General features: G+C 55.7%; 24 protein-coding genes. 16 read left to right on the top strand and 8 right to left on the bottom strand.

Annotated elements, in window-relative coordinates:
* Nucleotides 1–214 precede the first annotated feature (214 nt).
* Nucleotides 215–2,218: a methyl-accepting chemotaxis protein gene (locus SIB88_RS17585; RefSeq protein WP_412558700.1), complete on the top strand. Its 2,004-nt coding sequence runs from the start codon at nucleotides 215–217 to the stop codon at nucleotides 2,216–2,218.
* A 237-nt stretch (nucleotides 2,219–2,455) separates the two neighbouring features.
* A complete protein-coding gene (locus SIB88_RS17580) occupies nucleotides 2,456–5,068 on the top strand; it encodes an ATP-binding protein (protein ID WP_412558699.1) in 2,613 nt (870 codons plus the stop codon).
* A 46-nt stretch (nucleotides 5,069–5,114) separates the two neighbouring features.
* Here the strand turns inward: SIB88_RS17580 and SIB88_RS17575 are convergent, their stop codons facing one another.
* Complete coding sequence (locus SIB88_RS17575; protein WP_412558698.1) at nucleotides 5,115–6,152, bottom strand: sodium:calcium antiporter; 1,038 nt, start codon at nucleotides 6,150–6,152, stop codon at nucleotides 5,115–5,117.
* 85 nt (nucleotides 6,153–6,237) lie between these two features.
* On the bottom strand, nucleotides 6,238–7,137 hold the full coding sequence (locus tag SIB88_RS17570) for a DMT family transporter (RefSeq protein WP_228194322.1): 900 nt from the start codon (nucleotides 7,135–7,137) through the stop codon (nucleotides 6,238–6,240).
* Nucleotides 7,138–7,599: 462 nt separating this feature from the next.
* Here SIB88_RS17570 and SIB88_RS17565 point away from each other — a divergent pair, with 462 nt between their 5' ends.
* The 3 genes from SIB88_RS17565 to SIB88_RS17555 all read left to right on the top strand — a co-directional run bounded on the left by SIB88_RS17565 (nucleotide 7,600) and on the right by SIB88_RS17555 (nucleotide 9,409).
* Nucleotides 7,600–8,178: a substrate-binding periplasmic protein gene (locus tag SIB88_RS17565; protein WP_412558697.1), complete on the top strand. Its 579-nt coding sequence runs from the start codon at nucleotides 7,600–7,602 to the stop codon at nucleotides 8,176–8,178.
* Nucleotides 8,179–8,301: 123 nt separating this feature from the next.
* A complete protein-coding gene (locus SIB88_RS17560; RefSeq protein ID WP_412558696.1) occupies nucleotides 8,302–9,021 on the top strand; it encodes a hypothetical protein in 720 nt (239 codons plus the stop codon).
* A 235-nt stretch (nucleotides 9,022–9,256) separates the two neighbouring features.
* Nucleotides 9,257–9,409, top strand: coding sequence for a hypothetical protein (locus SIB88_RS17555; protein ID WP_412558695.1), 153 nt, complete (start codon nucleotides 9,257–9,259; stop codon nucleotides 9,407–9,409).
* Between the two features lie 109 nt (nucleotides 9,410–9,518).
* Here SIB88_RS17555 and SIB88_RS17550 read toward each other — a convergent pair whose 3' ends face one another.
* Nucleotides 9,519–10,280, bottom strand: a complete 762-nt coding sequence (locus tag SIB88_RS17550; RefSeq protein ID WP_156480809.1) for a PH domain-containing protein — start codon at nucleotides 10,278–10,280, stop codon at nucleotides 9,519–9,521.
* Between the two features lie 199 nt (nucleotides 10,281–10,479).
* Here SIB88_RS17550 and SIB88_RS17545 point away from each other — a divergent pair, with 199 nt between their 5' ends.
* The gene (locus SIB88_RS17545; protein ID WP_206927995.1) at nucleotides 10,480–11,379 is read left to right on the top strand and encodes a DMT family transporter; all 900 of its coding nucleotides are present in this window, start codon (nucleotides 10,480–10,482) and stop codon (nucleotides 11,377–11,379) included.
* Between the two features lie 28 nt (nucleotides 11,380–11,407).
* On the opposite strand, the gene SIB88_RS17540 is transcribed toward SIB88_RS17545, so the two are convergent.
* Together SIB88_RS17540 and SIB88_RS17535 are read right to left on the bottom strand one after the other, a co-directional pair.
* The gene (locus SIB88_RS17540; RefSeq protein WP_412558694.1) at nucleotides 11,408–11,956 is read right to left on the bottom strand and encodes a carboxypeptidase-like regulatory domain-containing protein; all 549 of its coding nucleotides are present in this window, start codon (nucleotides 11,954–11,956) and stop codon (nucleotides 11,408–11,410) included.
* A gap of 4 nt (nucleotides 11,957–11,960) precedes the next feature.
* The gene (locus SIB88_RS17535; protein WP_412558693.1) at nucleotides 11,961–12,755 is read right to left on the bottom strand and encodes a DUF4198 domain-containing protein; all 795 of its coding nucleotides are present in this window, start codon (nucleotides 12,753–12,755) and stop codon (nucleotides 11,961–11,963) included.
* 97 nt (nucleotides 12,756–12,852) lie between these two features.
* Between SIB88_RS17535 and nikR the strand changes: the two genes are divergently transcribed.
* The 3 genes from nikR (at nucleotide 12,853) to SIB88_RS17520 (ending at nucleotide 15,093) form a co-directional block, all read left to right on the top strand.
* Entirely contained in the window at nucleotides 12,853–13,332 is a 480-nt protein-coding gene (gene nikR, locus SIB88_RS17530) for a nickel-responsive transcriptional regulator NikR (RefSeq protein ID WP_068517479.1), read from the top strand.
* 278 nt (nucleotides 13,333–13,610) lie between these two features.
* A complete protein-coding gene (gene recA / locus SIB88_RS17525; protein ID WP_068517480.1) occupies nucleotides 13,611–14,684 on the top strand; it encodes a recombinase RecA in 1,074 nt (357 codons plus the stop codon).
* 103 nt (nucleotides 14,685–14,787) lie between these two features.
* The gene (locus SIB88_RS17520) at nucleotides 14,788–15,093 is read left to right on the top strand and encodes an NIPSNAP family protein (RefSeq protein WP_101247606.1); all 306 of its coding nucleotides are present in this window, start codon (nucleotides 14,788–14,790) and stop codon (nucleotides 15,091–15,093) included.
* 11 nt (nucleotides 15,094–15,104) lie between these two features.
* Here the strand turns inward: SIB88_RS17520 and SIB88_RS17515 are convergent, their stop codons facing one another.
* Nucleotides 15,105–16,307 carry a helix-turn-helix domain-containing protein gene (locus SIB88_RS17515; RefSeq protein WP_412558692.1) on the bottom strand — a complete coding sequence of 401 codons (1,203 nt, stop codon included), beginning with the start codon at nucleotides 16,305–16,307 and terminating at the stop codon, nucleotides 15,105–15,107.
* On the opposite strand from SIB88_RS17515, the gene SIB88_RS17510 reads away from it, so the two are divergent.
* The 6 genes from SIB88_RS17510 to alaS all read left to right on the top strand — a co-directional run bounded on the left by SIB88_RS17510 (nucleotide 16,306) and on the right by alaS (nucleotide 21,655).
* Nucleotides 16,306–17,358 (top strand): alpha/beta hydrolase family protein, encoded by a 1,053-nt coding sequence (locus SIB88_RS17510; RefSeq protein ID WP_412558691.1) that lies wholly within the window; start codon nucleotides 16,306–16,308, stop codon nucleotides 17,356–17,358. The two genes, SIB88_RS17515 and SIB88_RS17510, sit on opposite strands and share 2 nt — an antisense overlap.
* Nucleotides 17,359–17,596: 238 nt before the next feature.
* Nucleotides 17,597–17,737 carry an entericidin A/B family lipoprotein gene (locus tag SIB88_RS17505; RefSeq protein WP_068517483.1) on the top strand — a complete coding sequence of 47 codons (141 nt, stop codon included), beginning with the start codon at nucleotides 17,597–17,599 and terminating at the stop codon, nucleotides 17,735–17,737.
* Between the two features lie 62 nt (nucleotides 17,738–17,799).
* Entirely contained in the window at nucleotides 17,800–17,976 is a 177-nt protein-coding gene (locus tag SIB88_RS17500; protein ID WP_082817698.1) for a DUF1328 domain-containing protein, read from the top strand.
* A 203-nt stretch (nucleotides 17,977–18,179) separates the two neighbouring features.
* Nucleotides 18,180–18,323 (top strand): entericidin A/B family lipoprotein, encoded by a 144-nt coding sequence (locus tag SIB88_RS17495; RefSeq protein WP_068517484.1) that lies wholly within the window; start codon nucleotides 18,180–18,182, stop codon nucleotides 18,321–18,323.
* On the top strand, nucleotides 18,316–18,831 hold the full coding sequence (locus tag SIB88_RS17490; RefSeq protein ID WP_412558690.1) for a GNAT family N-acetyltransferase: 516 nt from the start codon (nucleotides 18,316–18,318) through the stop codon (nucleotides 18,829–18,831). The genes SIB88_RS17495 and SIB88_RS17490 overlap by 8 nt, the downstream gene beginning before the upstream one ends.
* 169 nt (nucleotides 18,832–19,000) lie before the next feature.
* A complete protein-coding gene (gene alaS, locus SIB88_RS17485) occupies nucleotides 19,001–21,655 on the top strand; it encodes an alanine--tRNA ligase (RefSeq protein WP_412558689.1) in 2,655 nt (884 codons plus the stop codon).
* Between the two features lie 91 nt (nucleotides 21,656–21,746).
* Here alaS and SIB88_RS17480 read toward each other — a convergent pair whose 3' ends face one another.
* Nucleotides 21,747–22,643 carry a DMT family transporter gene (locus tag SIB88_RS17480; protein WP_412558688.1) on the bottom strand — a complete coding sequence of 299 codons (897 nt, stop codon included), beginning with the start codon at nucleotides 22,641–22,643 and terminating at the stop codon, nucleotides 21,747–21,749.
* 143 nt (nucleotides 22,644–22,786) lie between these two features.
* Between SIB88_RS17480 and SIB88_RS17475 the strand changes: the two genes are divergently transcribed.
* Entirely contained in the window at nucleotides 22,787–23,227 is a 441-nt protein-coding gene (locus SIB88_RS17475; protein WP_114113376.1) for an Lrp/AsnC family transcriptional regulator, read from the top strand.
* 139 nt (nucleotides 23,228–23,366) lie between these two features.
* On the opposite strand, the gene SIB88_RS17470 is transcribed toward SIB88_RS17475, so the two are convergent.
* The gene (locus SIB88_RS17470) at nucleotides 23,367–24,359 is read right to left on the bottom strand and encodes an AraC family transcriptional regulator (protein WP_412558687.1); all 993 of its coding nucleotides are present in this window, start codon (nucleotides 24,357–24,359) and stop codon (nucleotides 23,367–23,369) included.
* Between the last annotated feature and the right edge of the window lie 71 nt (nucleotides 24,360–24,430).

Raw genomic sequence — 24,430 nt, 5'->3', positions numbered from 1 at the left:
GTGCTGCCGGTTTCTTTCAGCTGCCTGTCATCTTTTTCCCCTAGAAAAGTCGTTTGAAATTCCAGTCCGCGACGATCCAGATCAACCCGGTTGGCAGATCAGCGGTGTAGTTTGAAAAATAGAGTTCCCTTTGTTTCGTACAGATACTATACGAATGGCAAAGGGTGCTGTCCTTCTGTGCAGGGGCAGCAATGGGATTAACGGGGATTATTTCATGAAATTAAGGATTGCCGGGCAAATTGCCCTGTCGAACGCGATCATTGTGGTCATGCTGATCGTGGTCGCTGTCGGTATAGGGGTGGTGAACTCGGATGGCAGCAAGGCAACGCACGAAGCCGCCGAAATCGGGGTTGTCGCCAGTACCGATATTCCGCGCCTGATCAAAAGCATCGAAGGTGCGCGTTATAATGTGATCCAGGTTCAGCAATGGCTGACCGATATTTCGGCCACACGCGGACTTGATGGGCTGAATGACGGCTTTGACGAAGCCGAGGCCGCGGCAAAGGGATTGGGTGAAAACCTTGCGACCGCAAAGTCGCTTGCCGGCAAACTGGGGCAGTCCGAACTTCTGAGTTCGCTTAAGGCCGTCGATGCTGCCTTCCCGGCATATTACGCCGCAGGCAAGAAAATGGCGCAAGGCTACATTGATGGCGGCCCGGAAGTCGGCAACAAGATGATGGCGAATTTCGACGCCGAAGCGGCAAAACTTGCCGCAGCCCTGGAAGTGGCAGTCGAAAACACCGATGCCTATGCGATTTCGGTCGAGACCGAACTGGTCGACAAGCTGGTGGCCCTGGATGAAAGCGTCCAGTCGATCTTCTGGCTGACGACCGGGGTGACGATTGCATCGATCGTGATCTGTGCGCTGATTGCCTGGGTGATGCATCGCCGGATTTCCAAGCCGGTCGCCGAAAGTGTCGGCATTCTGGCCAAGCTTGCCGATGGCAATTACGACCTGAAACTTCAGAAATCCGACCGCGGTGATGAAATCGGCGATCTTGTGCGGGTGATGCATATCTTCCGCGAGACCGGCGTGAATAACATCAAGATGCGCGATCAGCAGGAAGCCGACCGGAAAGAAGCCGAAAAACAGCGTCAGAAATCCCTGATGCAGATGGCTGAACGCGTCGAAAGCGAAACCCGTCGCGTTGTCGATACCATTTCGGGTCAGACCAACGAACTGGCCGATGCGGCACAGCGCATGTCGACTTCTGCCGATCTGGTGCAGGGCAATTCCGAAACCGTGGCGTCGGCCTCAACCCAGGCACTGGCAACGGTCGAAGCCGTCGCCGGCGCGGGCGAGGAGCTCAATTCATCACTGGGTGAAATCAACAGCCAGATCGCGCGCGCCAACCGTGTCAGCGAAGACGCCGTCGAGGCAAGCCGATCAACCGAAAGCACGGTTTCCCAACTGGCCGAAAGCGTGCGTGGCATTGGCGAGGTGGTCGAACTTATTTCCGGAATCGCTGAACAGACCAACCTGCTGGCTCTTAATGCCACGATTGAGGCCGCGCGCGCCGGGGATGCGGGCAAGGGCTTTGCCGTGGTGGCCCAGGAAGTTAAAAATCTGGCGACCCAGACCAGCCGGTCAACCGATGAAATCACCCGTCAGATCGCGGAAATTCAGTCGGTCACCGATTCTGCGGTGCATGCGGTGGCAACGATTGCCGAAAAAATCCACGAAATGGACGAAGTATCGACAGCAATCGCCGCCGCGGTCGAAGAACAAAGTGCTGCCACGGGTGAAATTGCCCGCAATGTCAGCGAAACGGCCGCCGCGTCGCGCGAAGTTTCCCTGCGCATCAGTGAAGTTTCAAGCGAGGCATCGGAAACCGGCCGAATGGCCGCCGAGGTCGGAACTCTTGCCGATCAGGTTGCCGGGGCTGTACGTGACTTGCGGCTTGTTCTGGTCGAAGTCGTTCGTACATCGACATCCGATGTCGATCGCCGCCGATCAAAACGCCATCGCACCGCGATCGAGGTCGCGGTACGCCAAGGCAGCAATTCTTGCCGTGTGCGTCTTGAAAACGTCTCGGAAAAGGGGGCGTTGCTCCATACCGATGAAAACTTCGCCAAAAGCAGCAGGATCGAACTTGATCTTCCCGGGATTCCGGGGCCGGTTCGGGCAATTGTGCGAAATGTCGGGGATGGCAATGTCAGCGTTGAATTCGATGGCACCACACTTGACGAGGCACAGATCAAACGTCTGGCCCGCTAGGCGCATGATCTGGCCGGGCTTGAAACAGCCTGTTTGCCGAACAATCTGAACAAAAGGCAGGGCCGGAAACGGTTCCTGCCTTTTTGCCGATGGCAGTCCGCACAGGGTGTCTTTTATGGTCGACCCGGTACAAAACCCGCTCGATGCGGGGGACAAAACTTGTCGGTAGCCAGTCGCGTGATAACCAGCTAAAAGTATAGACTATATTGATAAGTTATTGTCGTTAAAGGCGGTCGCGTGCTGTTTCGGGGGCTCATCCTTGCTGTAAGTGTCGCATTCGTTGCGTTTGTCTTTGTCCTGATGGATGTTCTGGCAAAGGCGGGCCTTGATGCGCGTTTAATGTGGATCATCGGTGCAATGGTCACCGGTGTGGCAATTATTGCCGTCGCAGCCCTTTCACTGTCGGCGCGCTGGCGTAATGGCGGGCATTCCGAACTTGGGCCGCTGATCGCCGGTCTTGGCAAATCCGATATCGGCGTTGCGCTAATTGATGCCTATGGCCGGACGATCTATGCCAACCCGGCCTTTTCAAGAAAACTGGGTATCGAGCCGGGATCGGACATGTTGTCCGCGCTTGAAGCGCGCCTGTCTTTCCTTGGCATTGGCAGTGACGAACTGGCCGAATTGCGCACCCGTGCGATGCGCGGTGAAGGCGGGCAGATGTTTGTCGATCTGTCGCGTTCTGAAAAATTTGCAAACCAGCCCGATGGTGAAATGCAAGCCCCGGCAACTGACGGGGCCGAAAATCCCGCCCCCGGTGATGACGCGGCTTCGGATGATAAAACATCATCCCGGGCAACCTGTTTGCGCATTTCCGTGGCCGAGGCCAATGCACGTGCCGGTCAGATGTTATGGACTGTTGACGGTGTTGATCCGTCCGTAATGGCGGATGCCGATGCATCGATGTTGTTGCCATCGGGTGAAAGCCCGTCTGCATTCGCGCTTTCGGCACCGGTGGCACCCGACCTTGTTGCCAATCTTCCGGTTTCGGCGGCCGCTGGCGGCTTTGAACATGCCGATCAGATGATCGAACGGCTGCCGGTCGGGGTCTGTGGCCTTGATGAAGAAGGCCGTATTCTTTATCTCAACCGCCGTCTGGCAAGCTGGCTTGGCGGTGAACCCGAAGACTTCAATAACGGCACCGTGGAACTGGCCGACCTTATCGTTGGTGACGGTATCAATGGCGAGGTCAAATTCAAGGTTGCCGGGGGCGAACCGATCCGGTGCTTTGTCACCCATTCGATCAATGCGCCGGGCACTGGTCCGGTCCGCAGTCAGGCCGTGATCTTCCCTGATCCGATGCCCGCTCATGAATGGGAACATGCGCTGGCCGAAACCGAACGCCGGGTGCGCTGGTTCTTTGATGAAAGCCCGCTTTCGATTGTTCTGGCCGACATGTCGGGCACGGTTACCGACGCCAACCGCGCCTTTATCGAAACCGCCGGGCAGAACCATGCCAATGTGGTCGGACGTTCGATCCTTGAACTGATTGTTCCCGAAGACCGCGACGAAGTGGCGCGTTATCTGTCCAAGGCCGTGATGGGCATGGGCAAGGGCGGTCAGATCGAAGCCCGTCTTGCGGGCGCGCGCGGTGTTGCGGCCCAGATTTATCTGCAACGGGTTGCGGGTCGTTCGGGCGAAGCAGGCGCGCTGCTTCTGAACTTCCTTGATACGACCGAACAGAAGAATCTTGAGGAACAATTTGCCCAGTCCCAGAAAATGCAGGCTGTCGGTCAGCTTGCCGGCGGGGTGGCGCATGATTTCAACAACCTTCTGACGGCGATGATCGGGTTCTGTGATCTGTTGTTGTCGCGCCACGGGCCGGGTGATCCGAGCTTTGCCGACATCATGCAGATCAAACAGAATGCCAATCGTGCTGCCAACCTTGTCCGGCAGCTTTTGGCGTTCTCGCGTCGTCAGACCCTTCAGCCGAAAATCATCAATATCACCGATGCACTGGCTGAAATGTCGAACCTGCTGCGCCGCCTGATCGGCGAGAAGATCGATCTCAAGGTCAGTCACGGGCGCGATATCGGGTTGGTCAAGGTCGATCCGGGCCAGCTTGATCAGGTGATCATTAACCTTGTCGTCAATGCGCGCGATGCCATGGCCGGCGAAGGCGGGACTTTGACGGTTCAGACCAGCAGCGAAATTGTTGATGAACCGACCGCAACCGGCACTGAAATCATCCCGCCGGGCGACTATATCGGCATCAAGGTCACCGATACCGGCATCGGTATCCCCAAGGACAATCTGACGCGGATTTTCGAACCCTTCTTCTCGACCAAGCAACGCGGCGAGGGAACGGGTCTTGGTCTTTCGACCGTTTATGGCATCGTCAAACAGACCGGCGGCTTTATCGCGGTCAACAGCGAAGAAGGCAAAGGCACGACCTTTACCATCTATCTGCCGCGCTATGAGGCAACCGAACAGGAGCTTGCCGAAACCCAGGCCGTCACCGAAGAAGCCCCGTCACGCGATCTGACCGGAACCGGTGCGATCCTTCTGGTCGAGGATGAGGATGCCGTGCGCACATTCGGCGCGCGCGCCCTGCGCAGCAAGGGCTATGACGTGCTTGAAGCCAATAACGGCGACAACGCGCTTGAGGTCCTGAATAATACCGACAAGACGATTGATCTGGTGATTTCCGATGTCGTGATGCCGGGCATCGATGGCCCGACACTTGTCCGCATGCTGCGCGAAAAGAAACCCGAACTCAAAGTCATCTTCATTTCCGGTTACGCCGAAGATACCTATCGCGACGAGCTGGACGAAGAAAACGGTGTTCACTTCCTGCCCAAGCCCTTCTCGCTCAAGGATCTGGCCACCAAGGTCAAGGAAGTCCTGTAAGGTTTGGGGCCGGGCAGGCGGCATTATTGTCGCTGGGTGACCGGCTTCAGCTGGCAAGATAAAATGCCGACGCCCCGTAAAGGGCCAGAACCACAAAGCTTTCCCAGCCGATATTGGCAATGCCGCGCCGTTCACGGTTGAGCATCCCCAACAGCAACACCCCACTCATCAATATGACCAGTGCGATGGTAAAGACGTGCTGTTGGCTAAAGGCGGCATAGATTGATCCTTCGCGATAGGCGATGTCAGATGCCGCCAGAAACAGCACGTCAAAGGCGTTGCCGCCAATAATGTCCCCAACCGCCAGATTGACAGCCCCCATGCGTACCGCCGCAATTGCAGAGACAAATTCCGGGAAGGACGTTGAAATCGCGGTCAGGAAGGTGCCAACAGCGGTTTCGCTGATATCTGTCACGGCAACAATCGCAAGGCCGGCCTGACCGATAATGTGGCCGGCAATCGCTGTCACAAGCGCAAAGGCAAGGAATTCGCCCCACAGGCGCGCGGTGCTTTCGGGGTGGGTATCGGCGGTGTCATGTTTGGCGTCTTCTTCGGTCAGATCGGTTTTCTTGGGAAGCCACATCGGTTCATCACGGATCGCCGATAAAAGATTAAGGCCAAGCGGATAGATCACCAGAAGCAGGATGGATGCCGGGTGAATGTGAAAAATCATCCAGTCCGGCCCGGCATAGGCCAGCAGCGGCAAGGACAGCATGCTGAGCAAAAGGGTGGTCTGGGCAAGGCCGGTGGCGCTGGCCGCGGCATGTTCAAGATTGCCTTTGCGATAAAACAGATCGGCAATCGCCAGAAACGTCGTCTGGGCAGCAATCCCGCCAAGCGCATTGCCAATCGCAAGATCGGTATGCCCCTGCCAGGCGGTGGTCACAGATAACACGCTGCCCGGCAGGCTGGTCGACATGCCGACAAACAGGGCGCCGGCGATGATTTGTCCCATGCCGGTGCGTTCAGCCAGTTTGACGGCAATGCTGGCCAGTCTGGTACCGGCAAAAATGATGATCAATGTGCAGACCGTAAAGGTCGCGACAATAACGCCGAGCGACTGCTGACCAAGGTCAAAGGGCATGCAATGCTTTCCGTGATCAAAGAAGACTACACTGTGTAACTTCCGACAGGGTAGCTTGTTCCCCGGCTGCTGTCTTTGCGTTGGCTCAGGGGATTTCAGGAATGCTTGGCCGCGGCCGCATCCAGGCCGGCACAAGATTAAGAACAAGCGCACATCCCGCCATGATCGTGATCCCGCCGACAAGCTGCATGGCCGAAAGCCTTTCGCCCAATGCTGTCGCACCGATCAGCACCGCAATCACGGTAACCAGAAATTCGACACTGATCGCGCGGGTCGGACCGATTGATGCCACCAGCCGGAAATAAACGATATAGGTGCAAACACTCATCAAACAGGCGGCAATGATCAGATACAAATAGTCCATGGCAACCGGAATGCGTTCAAGCGGCACGGCAAAGATCATCGGCAAGGTCACGATCCCGCCAAACAGAAACGCACCGATTGTGGTTTCCCAGTTGCCGCTTTGGCGCAAATGACGGCTGGCATAATTGCTGCCAAAGGCCGCGCAAAGGGCCGACAGGATCGATGCCACGCAGCCAAGGACAAATTCCGGTGTGACGGCAACCGCGGGAAACCCGACCAGAAGCACAATCCCGCCAATGCCAAGTGCCAGACCGGCGAAGCCTTGTTTGCTTGCGCGTTCAATGCCCCAGAACTGGCTGATGATCATGGAAAAAAGCGGGATGGCCGCGACAAATATCGCCGTCATCGCCGTTCCGATGCGTGGTGCTGCATAGGACAACCCGATCAGCTGTCCGGCAACGGTGGTCGCTCCGACAATGGCAAAGGGCCGCCAGCCCGCGCTGAAATCAAGTTTGCGACGGCAAAGCCTGGCAACCAGGTAAAGCGACCCGGCCGCAATCAGGGCGCGGAATGTTACCGCCCCGACCCAGCCAAAGGCATCAACAACCTTTACGACGACAAGAAACGAAAGTCCCCACACGACGGCAAGGAACAGATAGCGGGCGATATCCCCTGGTTTCATTTGTGATGCACTTAAAACGGGGCGTGAGCATCCTTTGTTGATGCGCAGGCGATGTTGACGGGAAATCGGGTGGTGGCTGGTAGCAGGTGGCGCGGAGGCCCGATATTCCGGCTGACCGCGGGCCTGATGGTGCGACCGGCCTCGTTTCCGGTCAAGCGCGAAATGCACGTCCGGGATGCAAAAGTTCCCTTAAGCCTATAGGCAAACCGGGCAATCCTGAGTATCGTTTCAGACAACAGATCAAAAAGGTCTGACAAACAAGGTTTTCATCCGGAATGGAAACCGATTGCGGAGTGGGCGGCATACCGGTATCGGGTGCCGTAATGGGAATTTATGGCAGTCGTCATTTGCGATGGGTCGCATCGACCTTGGGGCTTGTGCGCGCATCTTTTGCGCGGATTTATCCTGTCCGTTCTTTTGGTCCCGTCCGTGCAGGCAAAGGATGCCTGTCTTCGGATTGCAATGCCCGAAATTCATGTCAGCCCGGAAAATATGGCGCAATATCGTCGCGTGATGGCGGATGCCGGACTGTGTGTCGAACCCGCATCACTGCCACAGATCCGGGCGGTTGCGGCCCTGCGGGCGGGTAAGATTGACGGGGTGTTTGCCGGGCAGGATGATTTTCCCGAACTTGTTGATATTCCGGTCGTGCCAGGCGAGGTCGTCCTTGGGAAATTGCCGGGACTTCTGATTGTGCGCAAAGGCCCGGTCACCGGATTTGATGATTTGGACAATGAAGTTCTGGGCGTGCCGCTTGGCGCGACCTGGCCCAGAAAGTTGATTGCAGGCTATGCCAATATTGTCCGGGTGCCGCGCGGGGCGGAAATGTTAAAGGAAATGCTTCGCGAAGGGCGGATCGATGCGATGTTGCTTGATGGCTATTCCCTGAACTGGGCCGGCGGGGTGCCTGATGGTTATAAGGCCATACCCGTGGCAACGATCACGGTTCACAGCTGGCTGCGTGCGGAATTTGCCGAACATATCCCGAAATTCGATCAGGGAACGCGGGCCTATCTCAAGGCCGTGCAGGAAGAAGAATAGGCAGGGCCATGCGTGATGTGAAACAACCGGACCGGATCACCAGAATGCAAGAAATACCGCCCGCGTGCCGGTGTTTGACACCCGGCATATTTGCGGAAAATGCAAAAAGCCGTGGGGGTATGAATGACGCGTGATCTGAATTTCAGAGTGTTCAGGGCCTGTCTGTTTGCCATCGGCTTCGGATTGGCCGGGCTGAGCAGTTTGTTGGTGTCATCCGGTGCGTGGGCCGATGAATTCTGTCTTCGCATGGCGATGCCCGAAGTCACACGTGATGCGGTTGGTGTCGAAGCCTATCGCCGGGCCATGGCCGATGCCGGGCTTTGTATTATTCCGGTATCAATGCCCAATGCGCGTTCCGTGGTTGCCATGCGCAATGGCGAAGTCGATGGTGTATTTGCCGGTCTTGATGATTTTGCCGAACAGGTCGGTCGTCCGCTGATCCGCGGGGATCTTCCGGTCGGGGCGGTATCTGGCGTGCTGGTTGTACGCGACGGCGATATCAAATCGCTTGATGATCTGACCGATCAGGCGGTGGGGATCTGGCTTGGTTCAAGCTGGGCTGAAAAGCTGATGGCGGGGTACCCCAATGTGATGCGCTGTCCGGCCGGTCCCGAAATGATGCAGGAACTGATGCGTGCCGGGCGGCTTGATGCCATGCTGATCAATGAATTTTCACTGATCCTGACGGGCGGCTTGCCCGATGGCTTTGTGTCGATCCCGGTGATGGAACTTGAAGTCTATACTTGGCTGCGTGCCGAATTTTCCGACTATTTGCCACTTATTGAAAAAGGCAATCAGGCCTATGTCGATATCCTGAAGAAATGGCGGAAAAAGGCATCATGACGCCCGGCGCGTGACGGGTGTGAAAAATTCGAAAATGTTTGTTTAGATTTCTTGCATATGTCTTTTCTTTTTATCTATAGTTGATCAGCACAGCAGACAGAAAAACGGCGGCTGTGGGTTAAAATGAACAATGAAGAATTCCGGTCATGACAACTTGACCGGCACAACAGGCGAGGCCCGGTATCGGCACAAGGTTCATCAAAGAACCAGGCGTGATATCGGCTTGGGGGTTTGAATGGTAAAGCGCAAATCAACCGGGATCGTGCGATCCTGTATGGTGGTTGCTATTTTCGTGACGGCATTGCTGTTGTCATTTGAATTGCTGCCCTCGGCTCAGGCCGATGCCGCAAACCAGCCGGCAAAAGCCATTACCTGGGTTCAGAAATAACTGCCGACGGCCTGCATTGCCAAATCGGTTATCGCCAACAGGACAAAGCACCAGGGACCTGACACCTGGCACTTTGCACACAGCCTGTGCGTGATCAGACCTTCCTGGATCAAAGGTCTGTCTTGTCCGGTGTCTGGATCTGGGATTCAATGGCCTGATCCGATCCCAGATGGGTGATGTCGATCGGCGTGTTTGTATCCCGGTTGGCATAGACGCGCCCGAAAAAGTCCGACAATTTCTTGGCGACATCTTCGGGCTGGCTGACTTGATGCAGGGTGAATTTGTGGCCGATGCGATCGGTAATATGAAGATCGCCATAATCAAAGATATTGCCAACGACACTTTTGCTGATGCGGGTTGATTTGATGGCTTCGAACCCGCGATCATCCTGATCCTTGCGCAGGACGCCGCTGCGCGTGATGATGCGGTTGCTGGTAATCACGCGTTCAAAAAAGAACAGATCGCGGATCGCAGTCAGCGGCAAAAGAAGACTGTCCTTTGCTGCGCGTGTCGATGCGCCAAGCACGCGGCGCAGAAGGCTCCAGACAATCGAAATTGCTGCGAGGATCAAGCCGATCAGCGCAAATGAAAACACGAATTCATACTGTTCCCAGATTTCATCAAGGGCTGAAAAGGCTTCGGGTCCGGTCAAAAGATTTCGAAATTGCGGCATCAGGAAATTGTAAATTTCGCGCCAGTGATAGGATGCGTAAATCAGGGCCGCGATCCAGACAATCTTGATCAGGCCGGGAACCAGCACCGATACCGGGGCAATCGGCAAATCCATGATCACCACTTCACCATCCTGAAGATAGCGGCGAATTCCCTTGAACGGTTTGCCGTTATTGTCGGTCTGTTGGGCCTTAGTCATGCCGGTTTCCTTTTGCACGCAATTTCATGAACATACGGTGCGGGCAAAAAATCGCAAGCAGTTGCAAATTTTCGAATTCTGACCGGCGATAATTCTGATTACAAATGCCTGAAAATTTGCGCTTATAGATTTATTGGCCACGCCACCATGGCCACAAACCGGTACATCGCCGGAACAACAATGACAGGAAACGCGCCCCATGATCCCCCTGTTTGGTGAGGCCGCCGCCTTTACCGCTGCCCTGTGCTGGGCAACATCAAGCATGATCTTTTCCAATATTGGCGGCAAGGCCGGTGCGCAGACCGTCAATCGCGGGCGTCTGGCCTGTTCGATTTTTTGTCTGACGGTTCTGCACTGGCTTCTTTTGGGAACACCGTGGCCCGAATCAGTTACCTGGGAACAGCTGGGCTGGCTTAGCCTGTCATCGATTGTCGGGCTGGTGATTGGTGATGCCATGCTGTTTCAGGCCTTTGTCCTGATCGGGGCACGGTTGTCGATGTTGTTGATGTCGACAGTGCCGATCATGGGGGCGGTACTGGCATGGGTGCTGTTTGATGAAACGCTCCGTCCGATTGAAATTCTGGGCATCGCCTGTGGGGTGGGCGGGGTTCTGATTGTCATTCTGGGTAAAAAGGGCCGCCCGGTCGGGCTGGTCGGGCGCAACTATGTGATCGGTATCCTGTTCGGACTGGGTGGTGCCATTGGTCAGGTTGCCAATCTGATCACGGCGAAATATGCGTTGATTGATGGCTATTCCGCATTGTCCGCGACCTGGATCCGTACCCTTGTTGCGGTAATTGCCATGTGGGGAATTGCCCTTGTCTTCGGGCGGGTGCGCCGCACGGTGACTGCGTGCCTTGCCCCGGATGTCGGCAAGTGGCTGTTGCTGGGGGCTTTGATCGGGCCTGCGGTCGGGGTCTGGCTTTCCATGCTGGCGGTTCAGAATGCCAATGTCGGGATTGCATCGACCCTGATGGCCTTGCCGCCGGTTTTGCTGATTGTCTATGAAGGCGCGATCCTGCGCCGGCCTGTGGGCTGGCAGGCCGTTATCGGGACCTGCCTTGCCTTTGCCGGGGTGGCGTTACTGTTCCTGCATTAGAGATCAAGAGATCAAGGTGTTTAGGCATTTAGGACTGATGTGCCTTTCGCATGCGTCCCCACAACAGCAACCCGCCATAAAAGTTCGCCAGCACGCTTAGCCCGAACAACATCCCCGCCCAGATCGGCAAATCAAACATTGCCGCCGTGCCGCGCATTTTTGTGTTGGCAACTGGCACGGTCGGGGCAGTCGGGTCTGGTGGGTCGGACGTTATGTCGGGTTTACTCAGATGGGTCAGTTGCACCACATGCCCCATGCCATCACCCACCCGGATGTGCCAGTTTTGCGGTTGTGTCATGTCATGGCCCGGCTGATCCGGGGCAAAGGCAAAATGGCCGCTGCGATCGGTGCGCGCCTTTTGCCAGATCTTGCCATCAGGGGCGGTGACGATGACTTCGGCAAATCCCATGGGACTGCCGTCGGTATAGCCAAACCGGTATCGAACCGTATTCTCATTGCCAACAGCCTGCCAGCCAGCCCCGTGGGCACGGGCATCTGTCGGTTCCGATATGATCAGAACCGACAACGCCACAAGAACCACAAGAACCGGCACCCGGCTGATACCCGCTAGATGCATTTTCCTAGCCGTCCACATGGAAGCTTAGTGTCGCACGAAGGTTATGAACCCGTACCCCGTCCGCGGCATCGGGGATATCGGTTGCAACCCGCACGATCCACAGGCCGGGTGCCGAAATGCGAACCTTGGCAATGGCACTGCCGCGGTCATCGGCAAGGGTTTCGGTATAGTAGGCCCAGGAAGACGGGGTTTGGGTAAACCCGGCATAGGTCGCAAGAACGGTGGTGGTCAAAGGCTGCCCGTCAAGCAGGATGCGAAATTCGGCGTCCGTGCCGATTTTGGTCCGGCGCGGATCGCCAAGCGGAACGATTTCAAGCCGATCACCAAGCGGGGTCGTGACCACGGCATTGCCATCAGATGCCTGCGGGCCGATCAGATGTTTTGCAAATTTCTCGTAACGCGAAGCGGTCAGGGCATCGGGATGTTGTTCAAGCCCGCCTTCCTGCCAGCCATCGGGCGTCTGTGACCAGACAACCGGCAAACGATGGGCGGCAATCCAGCCGGTTTGCGCATGATCGTTAACAGATGCAACAAGGTTCGGGGCGTTCGGATTTGGTGTGACATCAAGTTCGCTCTGCCCGGCATCGGTGATCAGGCGGGCGCGCACATTTTCGATGGCTTCGGCTTCTTCAGGCGCGCCGAACTGATGGGTCGAATCTAGAAATATCGTTGCCGGTTGGCCCGGCGCAATGGTGCTTTGTGCGGTGCTGGCGATGAATTCATGGGCGGTTGTCGCACTGCTGATCAGGCAACCGGTCATGCCAATTATCAGGGCGCGTGCGAACTTTGATTGAAACATCTGCTATCCTTTGGGAAATTAGGTCTATGAAATGACAGTATGAACTTTTCAAAATTGTTCATACGAGTCAAGCTGATGATTCTGAAAGGGAATTGATATGACCCGCGTGACGGTATCAATCGAAGATGATCTGATGGAAGCGTTCGACACCTTCCTTGAAGGGCGGGGCTATACCAACCGGTCCGAAGGATTCCGTGATCTGATCCGTGAAAAGCTTCAGAATGCCAAGCTTGACGAAGACCCCAACGGGGTGGGAATTGCCGTTCTGAATTATGTTTATGACCATGAGGAACGCATGCTGGCATCGCGTTTGATGAGCACCCAGCATGAACATCACAATCTGACGGTGTCGACCGTGCATTTTCACATCGATCATGACACCTGTCTTGAAAGCGTGACCCTGCGCGGGAAGCTTGCCGAAATTCGCGCCTTTGCCGACAAAGTCCTGGCACAGCCCGGTGTGCGCCACGGGCAGCTTTATTCCGTTCCGGGGGAACTACACATTGAATCCCATCACCACGGGGATGAAGACCACGGCGCGGCCCATACCCACGAACATCTCAAAATTACCACCTGATAAAATTGCCGTTCGGTATGGAGCAGCCCGGTCCGGACAGGGCCGGGCTGTTGTCGTTTGAAAACGCGATTTTTGTTCCCGGGAATGAGAACAAACTTGCAACATCCAAAATTTTATGACAGTGTTCGCATTATGTTCTCAATTCGGCTGCTGACGTGAACAGGGAAACTAGTCTGTCTGGGCAGCAGGTTCTTCAAGCGGTGGCGTTCCGCATTTAGGTCCGGGGAACCGCCTGCGTTGCATCCTACCCGGCCCTGTGGAATAAGAGAGTTCGAGCAATGATTCAGACCGCGCTGCATTTGGTGGATAAGGATACTATGGATAAGCAGAAGGCACTCGAAGCCGCCCTTGGGCAGATCGAACGGGCATTTGGCAAAGGTTCGATTATGAAGCTGGGTCAGCGGGAAAGCGCCGTTGACATTTCAGCCATTTCAACCGGATCACTCGGTCTTGATATCGGACTTGGTATTGGTGGTCTTCCGCGTGGCCGTATCATCGAAATCTATGGCCCGGAAAGTTCCGGGAAAACGACCCTGGCCCTGCACACCATTGCCGAGGCACAGAAACTTGGCGGGACCTGTGCATTTGTCGATGCCGAACATGCGCTTGACCCGGGCTATGCCCGCAAGCTTGGCGTGAATACCGACGAACTTCTGATTTCACAGCCCGATGCCGGTGAACAGGCACTTGAAATTGCCGACACGCTGGTGCGTTCCGGTGCGATTGATGTTCTGGTCGTTGACTCGGTCGCGGCCCTTGTTCCGCGGGCCGAACTCGAAGGTGAAATGGGCGATACCCATGTCGGTCTGCAGGCCCGCCTGATGAGCCAGGCCTTGCGTAAACTGACCAGCTCGGTGTCGCGGTCGAACTGCATGGTGATCTTCATCAACCAGATTCGTATGAAAATCGGTGTGATGTTCGGCAGCCCGGAAACCACCACCGGTGGTAACGCGCTCAAGTTCTATGCGTCTGTTCGTCTGGATATCCGCCGTATCGGCCAGATCAAGGACCGCGACGAAGTCGTGGGTAACCAGACGCGCGTCAAGGTCGTCAAAAACAAGATGGCCCCGCCGTTCAAACAGGTCGAATTTGACATCATGTATGGCGAAGGCGTTTCCAAGATGGGTGAAATCCTTGATCTTGGTGTCAAGGCAGGCATTGTTGAAAAGTCCGGTTCCTGGTTCTCCTATAACTCGACCCGGATCGGTCAGGGTCGTGAAAACGCCAAGAACTTCTTGCGCGAGAATCCGGAAATGACCCAGGAAATCGAAAACAGCATTCGCGAAAGTGCCGGCCTGATCGCCGAAAGCATGACGAATATGAGCGAAGATGACCCGGTCAATGACGATTGATCGCGCTGTTTTTGTACGATGATTTTAAAAAGACGGGCCGTGATTTCGGCCCGTCTTTTTTGTTTGGGCCATCAAATCCTTCACCCCGTTCAAAGGTGCAGCCATGATTACCTGCTATTTGAAATATATTATCGACAGTCACAAAATTCCCGAGTTCGAGGCATATGCCAAACGCTGGATTCCGATTGTCAATCGTATGGGCGGGACCCATCACGGGTATTTCCTGCCCCATGAAGGGGCGAGTAACGTGGCCTATGCACTGTTCAGTTTTCCAAGCCTTGCCGAGTATGAGGATTACCGCAACCGCATGGCTGACGACCGCGAATGTCAGGATGTTCTGAATATGGAAATCCGCAATCGCAGCATCATTTCCTATGAACGCAGCTTCATGCGCCCGGTCCTGGACTAGGGGCGGGCGGGCTATGATCCGCGCCGCATTGCGGTCGTCGCCACTGCCGCTGCCGGGATTTGCTGCTGTTGCCACTGGCTGGGTGTTTGGCCGGTAATGCGCAGGAATTCGCGATTGAAATTCGATTTGGTGTTAAAGCCGCTTGAAAGCATGGTGGTTGTGATATTCTGTCCGCGCGCAAGTTCCCCGCAGGCATGATCAATCCGGAACCTGTTGATATAGCGCGACACATTTTCCCCGGTACTTTGATTGATCGCTGTGGATACCTGTTTCAACGGATAGCCCAGTCGCCGCGCAATCCGCGCCAGCGTCAGATCGGGATCAAGAAACAGCTTCTGACCGCTTATAAGCTGATCAACTGCCACCATGATTTCATCGACCGGGATATCGGGCGTATCGGGCGCGGTTTTGTCAGGCGCGCTTGACGGTTCGATATCATCACCCCCGTTGTCATCATCGCCCGATCCGATGGCAAGATCTGGGGAAAGCGCCAGAAACCCGATGGTCAGCACTGCCAGCGACGAAAAGATGCTTAAAATCACACCCGTCGCGCCTTCTGCCCCGAATTGCAGGGCTGCTGCGATCAAAAGATCACTGAAGGCCGAAACAATCAGCGCAATGGCAATCACCCGCCAGATCAATGCCGGTACATGCCCCGATGCCAGACGCGAATGGGCCAGATCATTGCCCTGACGATGCAGTGCAATCAGGATGGCAGACGCATAGCCGACAAAAAGCGCGCCAAGCAGGGCATCAATCAGAACCGGCATGGCAAGGATCACGATCACCATCACCACCGGGGCCAGAACATGGCAAAGATCGGTGCCGACAAGGCGCGACCGCACACTGCTTTGCAAAAAGGCCATCCAGGCCAGCGCCGGGATCATTGATGCCATGACCGGCTGCAACAGCCGGATAGCATCAAACCCGTAATAATGAACAAGCGACACCGTCACACTCTGACAGGCGCAGGCCAGCAGCAAGGCGGCAAGCAACCGGCTGGTCTTTTCAAACAGGATCGCCCGCAAAAACAGATAACCCAGCAACAGTGCGACGATCATAGGTACGGGAAGTGCGATCATGTCTTGTGGCGATCCGATCATAAAACGTCCGAAAACCGGTTTTGCACGTCCTATAACCGGTTCAAGGACGCCAGCCCCCGAAATCAGGAGCAATTTCAACCCGGTGAAGATTAAAACACGGATTGAAATCATGAAACATGTAACTTCTGCGGCCCTTCTTTCACTTGGTCTTGCCAGCGTTCCTTGCATGGCGACCCCGTCCGCGGCACAGGAACTGGCGGGCTATGACCGGTTCGATGTCACCGCATCACACAGATCCATGCCGCTTTCTGCATCCATCTGGTATCCGGCCGGGACTTATATCTATCGTGCGCCGGTCACCAAAAGCGCGATCTGGCAAAGCACGGATGCCTATATCGGGGCGGCGATTGCACCGGGAAAACACCCGCTGATCCTGCTCTCGCACGGATCGGGCGGCAATATGGATGCGCTGGGCTGGCTGTCATCGCAATTGGCACTTCGCGGGGCAATGGTGCTTGCGGTCAATCATCCCGGCACGACATCGGGGGATTCATCGCCCCGGCGCACCATTCATCTGGCGCCGCGTGCGGCCGATATCACGGCCCTGCTTGACCAGGTTCTCGCCGATCCGGATTTCGCCCCCTATATCGACCGGGACCGGATTTCGACGGTCGGCTTTTCGTTGGGGGGGACAACGGTTCTTAATCTGGCGGGGGTACGGTTTGATGGCGACCTGTATCGTGATTTTTGCAAGACACATGGCGATGCGATGCAGGATTGCGTTTTTTTGAAACGTGGCGGCGTCGATTTCGATCATCTGTCTGATGACATTGCCATCGATGCCAAAGACCCCCGGATTTCGCGATTTGTCGCGATCGAACCTGGCATGACTTATGCGGTTGATGACAGCAGCCTGAAAAACACCGATCAGGATGTGCTGTTCATCCGGCTTGGCAAAGAACATGGCTGGCCGGCTGCTGATCTGGAAAGGACCGGAAGCAACTTGTTGGGCAAGCTTGATCATCCGGCCTATGCGGTTTTTGCCCCGGCTGACCATTTGACGTTTCTGGCGGAATGTGTGCCCGGTGCGGCCGAACTTCTGGCGCGGATGGATGATGATCCGGTCTGTTCGGACCCGGCGGGCACCGATCGCGGTCATATCCACCAACAGATCATTGATGAAATCAGCGGGTTTCTCGACCTTGGCATGTCGCCATCCTGATTGGCGCATCTGATGGCGGATATCACGGATCATCCCCCGGAAAGCGGCCCGTGTGACGGGTTTCTTTCCGGTGCCCCAAAATGATCACGATTTCGCATAACTATATGAAAGATATATCATTAAATGGTGTCGAATGGGGTGGAAACCCCCCTTTAATGATATGGGGGCGGAACAATTTTGAGTTGTCCCCGTTTGATATCCTGTGAGCAACACATCACGAGCAAACAGGAGAACAAACATGTCAGACCTGATGAAAAAAATTCTCGCCGTTCTGATGATTGGTGGTCTTGGTCTTGGCCTTGCGGCCTGCGAAACCGCCGAAGGTTTCGGCGAAGACGTCGAAGATGCCGGTGAAGCCATCCAGGACAGTGCTTCGTGATCCGGGCTGATTAAACAGGTCGCTTTACCCTCAAAGCACCCAATAACTGCAGGAGAATTCCCATGATTGGTTGGGCCGTATTCTGTCTGATCCTTGCCCTGATTGCCGCCGTATTGGGTTTTGGCGGCTTGGCCGGGACTTTCGTTGGCATTGCGAAGATTCTGTTCTTTGTCTTCATCGTGCTGTTTGCCGTTTCACTTCTGGTGAATGCATTGCGTGGCCGCCGCCCGCCAATGTAACCGGCAACGAAAGACAAAAAGGGTTGGGATAAAAACCGAACCGACGAGCACACAAAAGGGCGCCATATTGGCGTCCTTTTGCTGTGTCTGAACGGGGCCGGGCAATGGCGATATCGGTTGCAACCAAAAACCGGTCGCGCCAAAATGGCGTATATACTCAAAGGCGGTATCCGAACCGCACAGCGTTGGAGCATTCAACAAACATGGTAACGATCACAAAACGTCTGTTGGCAGTTGCGATGGTTCTTGGCTTTGGCATGGCGTTGTCGGCCTGCGAAACCGCCGAAGGATTTGGCCGCGATATGGAAAAGCTGGGTCAGCAGATCCAGGAAAGCGTGAATGAGTAACCGTTCGGCCGCCCTTGCCAGCGAACGGTTATATTATGCCCCGGTAAAGGTCGCCGATATTGGCGACCTTTTTGTGTTTCTGGGGGATGCTGCGGCAATGCGCTTTACCCATTGCGATCAATCGCTTGATGATTGCCAGACCAGATTGCTGGCCTTTGAATCGCGTCGCAATCAGGATGGCTTTGCCCCCTGGGTCGTGCGGCACAGGGAAACGGACAGAATCATCGGATGGGGCGGGCTTTATATCGACCCGTTCGATCCCGACTGGGGACCGGAAATCGGTTATTTCCTTCATCCCGACCATCATGGTCGCGGCTTTGGCCGTGAACTTGCCGAAACCGCCATCGCCTTTGCGGGGGCCCGAACATCCTGCCGCATGCTGGGTGCCTTTGCCCATCCCGACAATCATCCATCGGCCAAGCTGTTGTCCCGATTGGGGTTTGTGCAGATCGGTTTTGTCGCGTCAATGAACCGCAACCGGTTTCGCCTGATGATTGACCGGGCCTAGCGCGCGTCGATTTTTGCCTTGTTGCAATCACGCAATTCATAAAACTTGATACATTTGCCGCCCAAGCCCTTCGCCTGACTGGACAGGGCAGGGCCGAGCCGCTAAATAGGGCAGTCCGTCCGCCAACATGGCGGATGAATTTGTTCCGCGTTTTCCGGGTTGGAGAGATATGCAGACCGTTAACGATATCCGCACCACGTTTCTGGAGTTCTTCCGCAAGAACGGCCACGAAGTCGTTTCCTCCAGCCCGCTGGTGCCGCGCAATGACCCCACCCTGATGTTTACCAATGCCGGGATGGTCCAGTTCAAGAACGTTTTCACCGGTCAAGAGCATCGCGATTATTCACGCGCGACCACCTCGCAGAAATGCGTGCGTGCCGGTGGCAAACATAACGATCTTGAAAATGTCGGTCATACCGCCCGCCATCACACCTTCTTTGAAATGCTCGGCAACTTCTCGTTTGGCGATTATTTCAAGGAAAACGCGATTGAATTCGCCTGGAACCTGATCACCAAGGAATATGGTCTTCCCAAAGACAAGCTTCTGGTCACGGTTTATCACACCGATGACGAGGCCCATGGTCTTTGGAAAAAGATTGGCGGTCTGTCTGATGACCGCATCATCCGTATTCCGACCTCCGATAACTTCTGGTCGATGGGCGATACCGGCCCGTGTGGTCCGTGCTCGGAAATCTTCTTTGACCATGGCGATCACATCTGGGGTGGCCCTCCGGGCAGTGCCGACGAAGACGGCGACCGTTTCATTGAAATCTGGAACCTCGTCTTCATGCAGTATGAACAGATGGCAAATGGCGATCGCATTGATCTGCCCAAGCCGTCGATTGATACCGGCATGGGTCTGGAACGTATTGCCGCTGTCCTTCAGGGCAAGCACGACAACTATGACATCGATCTGATGCGCGCCCTGATCGAAGCTTCGGCCGATGCCACCAATACTGATCCGGATGGTCCGCATAACGTGTCGCACCGTGTGGTTGCCGACCATCTGCGTTCGACCAGCTTCCTGATTGCTGATGGTGTTCTGCCGTCCAATGCCGGTCGCGGTAACGTTCTGCGCCGTATCATGCGCCGTGCAATGCGCCACCTGCACATGGTCGGCACCCAGGATCCGGTCATGTATAAACTGGTCCCGGCACTCGTCCGCAAAATGGGTGGGGCGTTCCCGGAACTGGTCCGTGCCCAGGCACTTATCGAAGAAACCCTTAAGCTCGAAGAGCAGGGCTTTAAAACCATGCTTGATCGCGGTCTCAAGATGCTTGATGACGCGACCGACGGCATGAACGAAGGTGCCACCCTTTCGGGCGAGGTCGCCTTCAAGCTTTACGACACCTATGGCTTCCCGCTTGATCTGACGGCCGATGCGCTCAAGGCACGCAAAATCGGCATTGATGAAGACGGTTTTACTTCCGCCATGGAAGAACAGAAGGCCAAGGCACGTGCCGCATGGTCGGGGTCGGGCGAAGCAGCGACCGAAGAAGTCTGGTTTGACATCAATGACCGTGATGGCGCGACCGAATTCCTTGGCTATGAAACCGAAACCGCCGAAGGTGTTATCACCGCCCTGATCAAGGATGGTGCCGAGGTCAAAACCGTATCAAAAGGTGACGAGGTTGCCGTTCTTGCCAACCAGACCACCTTCTTTGGTGAGTCCGGTGGTCAGCAGGGCGATGCCGGTGTGATCAAAACCGAAAAGGGTGCGATCATTGAAATCACCGACACCCAGAAAAAGCTCGGCGCGCTGCATGTGCATCTGGGCAAGGTTGTCGAAGGCGACGTTTCGGTTGGCGATGCGGCTGAATTCCGTGTTGATCATGCCCGCCGTTCAAGCTTGCGTGCCAATCACTCGGCAACCCACCTTCTGCATGCGGTGATGCGCAAGCATCTTGGCGATCACGTCACCCAGAAGGGCTCGCTGGTTGCACAGGATCGCCTGCGTTTTGACGTTTCACATCCCAAGGCCGTAACCGCCGAAGAAGCCGCCCTGATCGAAGCAGACGTCAACCGTCTGATTCGTGAAAACAGCGAAGTCACCACCCGTCTGATGACCCCGGACGAGGCGATTGAACTGGGTGCGATGGCGCTGTTTGGTGAAAAATACGGCGATGAAGTCCGCGTTGTTTCCATGGGCCTTCCCGAAAGCAACGAACATGCCTACTCGCTTGAGCTTTGCGGCGGTACGCATGTCAAACGCACCGGTGACATCGGCATGTTCAAAATCGTGTCCGAGGGTGCGGTTTCAAGCGGGGTTCGCCGTATCGAAGCCCTGACCGGTGCCGATGCTGCCAATTACATGGCGGCCCGTGAAAACGTGCTGGCAACGGTTGCAGCCGACCTTAAGGCCGTCCCCGAAGATGTCCCGGCGCGCGTCAAGGCGCTTCAGGAAGAACGTCGTCGTCTGGAACGCGAGGTTTCCGACCTGCGCAAGAAACTTGCGACTGCCGGTTCCGGCGGTGCTTCGGGCGGAGATGCCTTCAAGGAAGTCAATGGCGTCAAACTGGCCCTGCGTTCGCTTGACGGCATTCCAGCCAAGGAACTCAAAGGCATGGTTGACGAACTGCGTGACCAGATGGGTTCTGGTATTGTTGCCCTTGTTTCGGGCGATGGTGGCAAGGCATCCATCGTGGTTGGCCTGACCGATGACCTGACCGCGAAATTCAGCGCGGTTGACCTTGTCCGGATCGGGGTTGAGAAACTCGGCGGCAAGGGCGGCGGTGGCCGTCCGGATATGGCACAGGGCGGTGGTTCTGACCCGTCGCAGGCCGATGCCGCACTGGCCGCGATCGAGGCACATATCGCCGGCTGACGCGATCCGCGATCAAAAGTATGACGAATAAAAAGGGCTCCGAACGGGGCCCTTTTGTTTTGTCTGATGATTGCGATCTGGTCGGGGATTGTCAGGGCGCCACATTGCGTTGTGTGCGGGGGCGGATGATTTGCCAGCCAAGGTTCATGCCTGCTGCGGCAAGCAGGATGGCGATGGCACCGATGATCTGAGCGGTATCGGGGCGATAGCCAAAAGCGATCAGGTCAACAATGATCGCCACCACCGGATAGATGAAGCTGAGCGATCCTTGCAGATGGGTCGGCAATTTCTGAACCGCGCCATACATCAACACATACATGATCCCGGTATGGACCACCCCGACCGTGATCAGGGAACCCCAACTGATTGCCGTGGTTGGCAGATTTTCAAAATCGGCAAATGGCGCAAGCATCACGATACCGACACAGACCTGAACAAGGGCGATCAGATGGGGCGGGGTGCCTTTGAGCTTTTTGGTGATGATCGCCGCTGTCGCCCAGAAAAGCGCCGCCCCAAGCGCCATCAGAATGCCACCGGCATAATCCGATCCGCCAAGGCCGCCCCGGGGTTTGCCAGAAATGATCAAAAGCAGACCGGCAAAGGCAATGCCCAGCCAGACGAATTTGTTGATGGTCAGTTTTTCACCGAAAAAAGCTGCCCCAAACAACACCAGCATAAAGGGCTGGGTGTTATAAACCGCGGTCGAGACCGAGATTGAGGCCATCGAATAGGACTGGAACAGCATGTACCAGTTGGTGACGATGGCAACCCCGCCAAGGGCGGCCCAGCCCAGCATGCGCACATTCAAAAGCCCGCGCAAAAGCCCCATGGTCGCACAGATCACCAAAAGCGAAAGCGCCCCAAAGAAGCAGCGCCAGAAAACCACATCCATGGCCGGGCGGTCCGCCATCACAACAAACCAGCCAATTGTGCCCAAAATTGTCATGGCAGCCGTCATTTCGACCGTGCCGCGGACTTGTTCTTTCATCGCAAAGCTCCGTTCAGGAAATCATTTGATGGGATTACTTTCCGCTTTTTGGGCCGGGTTTTATATGGCTTGTGAAAGGTGAATTTGGCATGTAGCCTTTTTAATCAAGGCCGGATCGTCAATTTTGTGGAATTTGTAAAGTCATGGATGAGATCGATCAGAAGATTCTGAAAATCCTGATGCGTGATGCCCGGATTTCGCAAAAGGAACTGGCCGCCAAGGTCGGACTTTCCGCCCCCGGTGTTGCCGAGCGTGTCCGGCGGCTTGAAGAACGCGGGGTCATTCGCGGTTTCACCATTGATATTGACCCCGAAGCCCTGGGATATCCGTTGCAGGCGATTGTGCGCATTCGGCCCTTGCCCGGAAAATTGCATATCGTGCAGCAACTGATTTCCGAAATTCCCGAATTTGGCGAATGTGACAAGGTGACCGGCGATGATTGCTTTGTCGCACGGCTTTATATTCGGTCGATGAAGGAACTGGACGGGTTGCTGGACCAGATTGTCGACAAGGCCGAAACCAACACCGCCATCGTCAAATCCAAGCCGGTCGAACGCCGGATGCCGCCACTTTCGCCGAAATGAGTGTGCGGCCTTGTGCGAGGCATCCGGTGCCAGTTGGCATTCGCCATTCGCCATTCGCCATTCGCCATTCGCATACGCTAAACGCCATGCGTCACGTGCGATGTGTGATGCCTCATGCGTTGCCTGTGCGCACGGTGTTCTATGCCAGTGGCAGCAGGATATCGGTAACGGCCTGATGGTCCGGGACGTCGGGGAAAAAGGCGACGCGCTGGAAAACAAGCGGGAAGTCGCCGGGCGTTTCACCGCTTTGCGGCAACCAGTCGCGATAGAGTGCAAGCGCGCTGTCACCAAGTGTCTGGTCGCTTCCGACATGACGCAATTTCGCATATCGCCCGGCCGGGATTATCAGGGGATAAAGACCGGCTTTTTCATCCTCGGCTGTCAGGGGCTGTGTTGTGGCAACGCAAAGCCCCATGCGAAAATCATCGGGCGGCGTATCATCGGGATTGCACCAGACAATATTGAATGTCGCGTGTTTTGACGGGTGCAGATGATGGATTTTGCGCCAGGCAATAAAACGTTGAATGGTCTCGCCGATGCGCGCAGGCGGGCCGACATGATCCAGACAGGCGGTTGGTGTTTCGGGGAAGTCGATGATTGAAACCGCAGTGTGATCGGGGCTGGTCATCGTGTTTCTCCTGATTGTCAGCAACCCGTCATAGGGGGCCTGCCAATTGTCCCAATCGGTGGATTTGCGAAAGTCGCGCGGGGCGATCCCGTGGATCTGGCGAAAGGCGCGGGCAAAGGATTCCGGCCCCTCGTACCCGGCATCAAGGGCGATTTGCAAAACCGGGACGTCTTGGCGAAAGGCCAGCATATGGGCGGCACGGCGCATCCGGATCAGGCGGATATATTGCCCGACATTCATCCCGTAAAATGCCGCAAATTGCCGATGGAAATGAAAGACCGAAAAGGCAGCAATGCCGGCCAGGGTTTCAAGCGACAGGGCCTTGTCATCCCGAATTTCGGAACTGGCATCAGGGCCGGTATCAAGATTGGTATCAAGACTTGTATCAATATGGGCAATGACCCGGTCAAAACGGCGGGCGATGTCTGATTTTGCCGGGGCATTCATGATGGCGTGGCCTGACGGTTGCGATTGCTGATTACGGGCTTGATCCTGTGCCATCATGCACAAATCCGCTGACCAATACCTGACCGATCTTGCGGATTTGTTTCGGGTGTTCGGAGATACGGGAATGT

Origin of the sequence: Thalassospira sp. MIT121401 (genome assembly GCF_047125595.1) — a bacterium.
In the GTDB taxonomy this organism is placed as follows: domain Bacteria; phylum Pseudomonadota; class Alphaproteobacteria; order Rhodospirillales; family Thalassospiraceae; genus Thalassospira; species Thalassospira povalilytica.
This window is presented reverse-complemented; position numbering and strand designations above follow the sequence as displayed.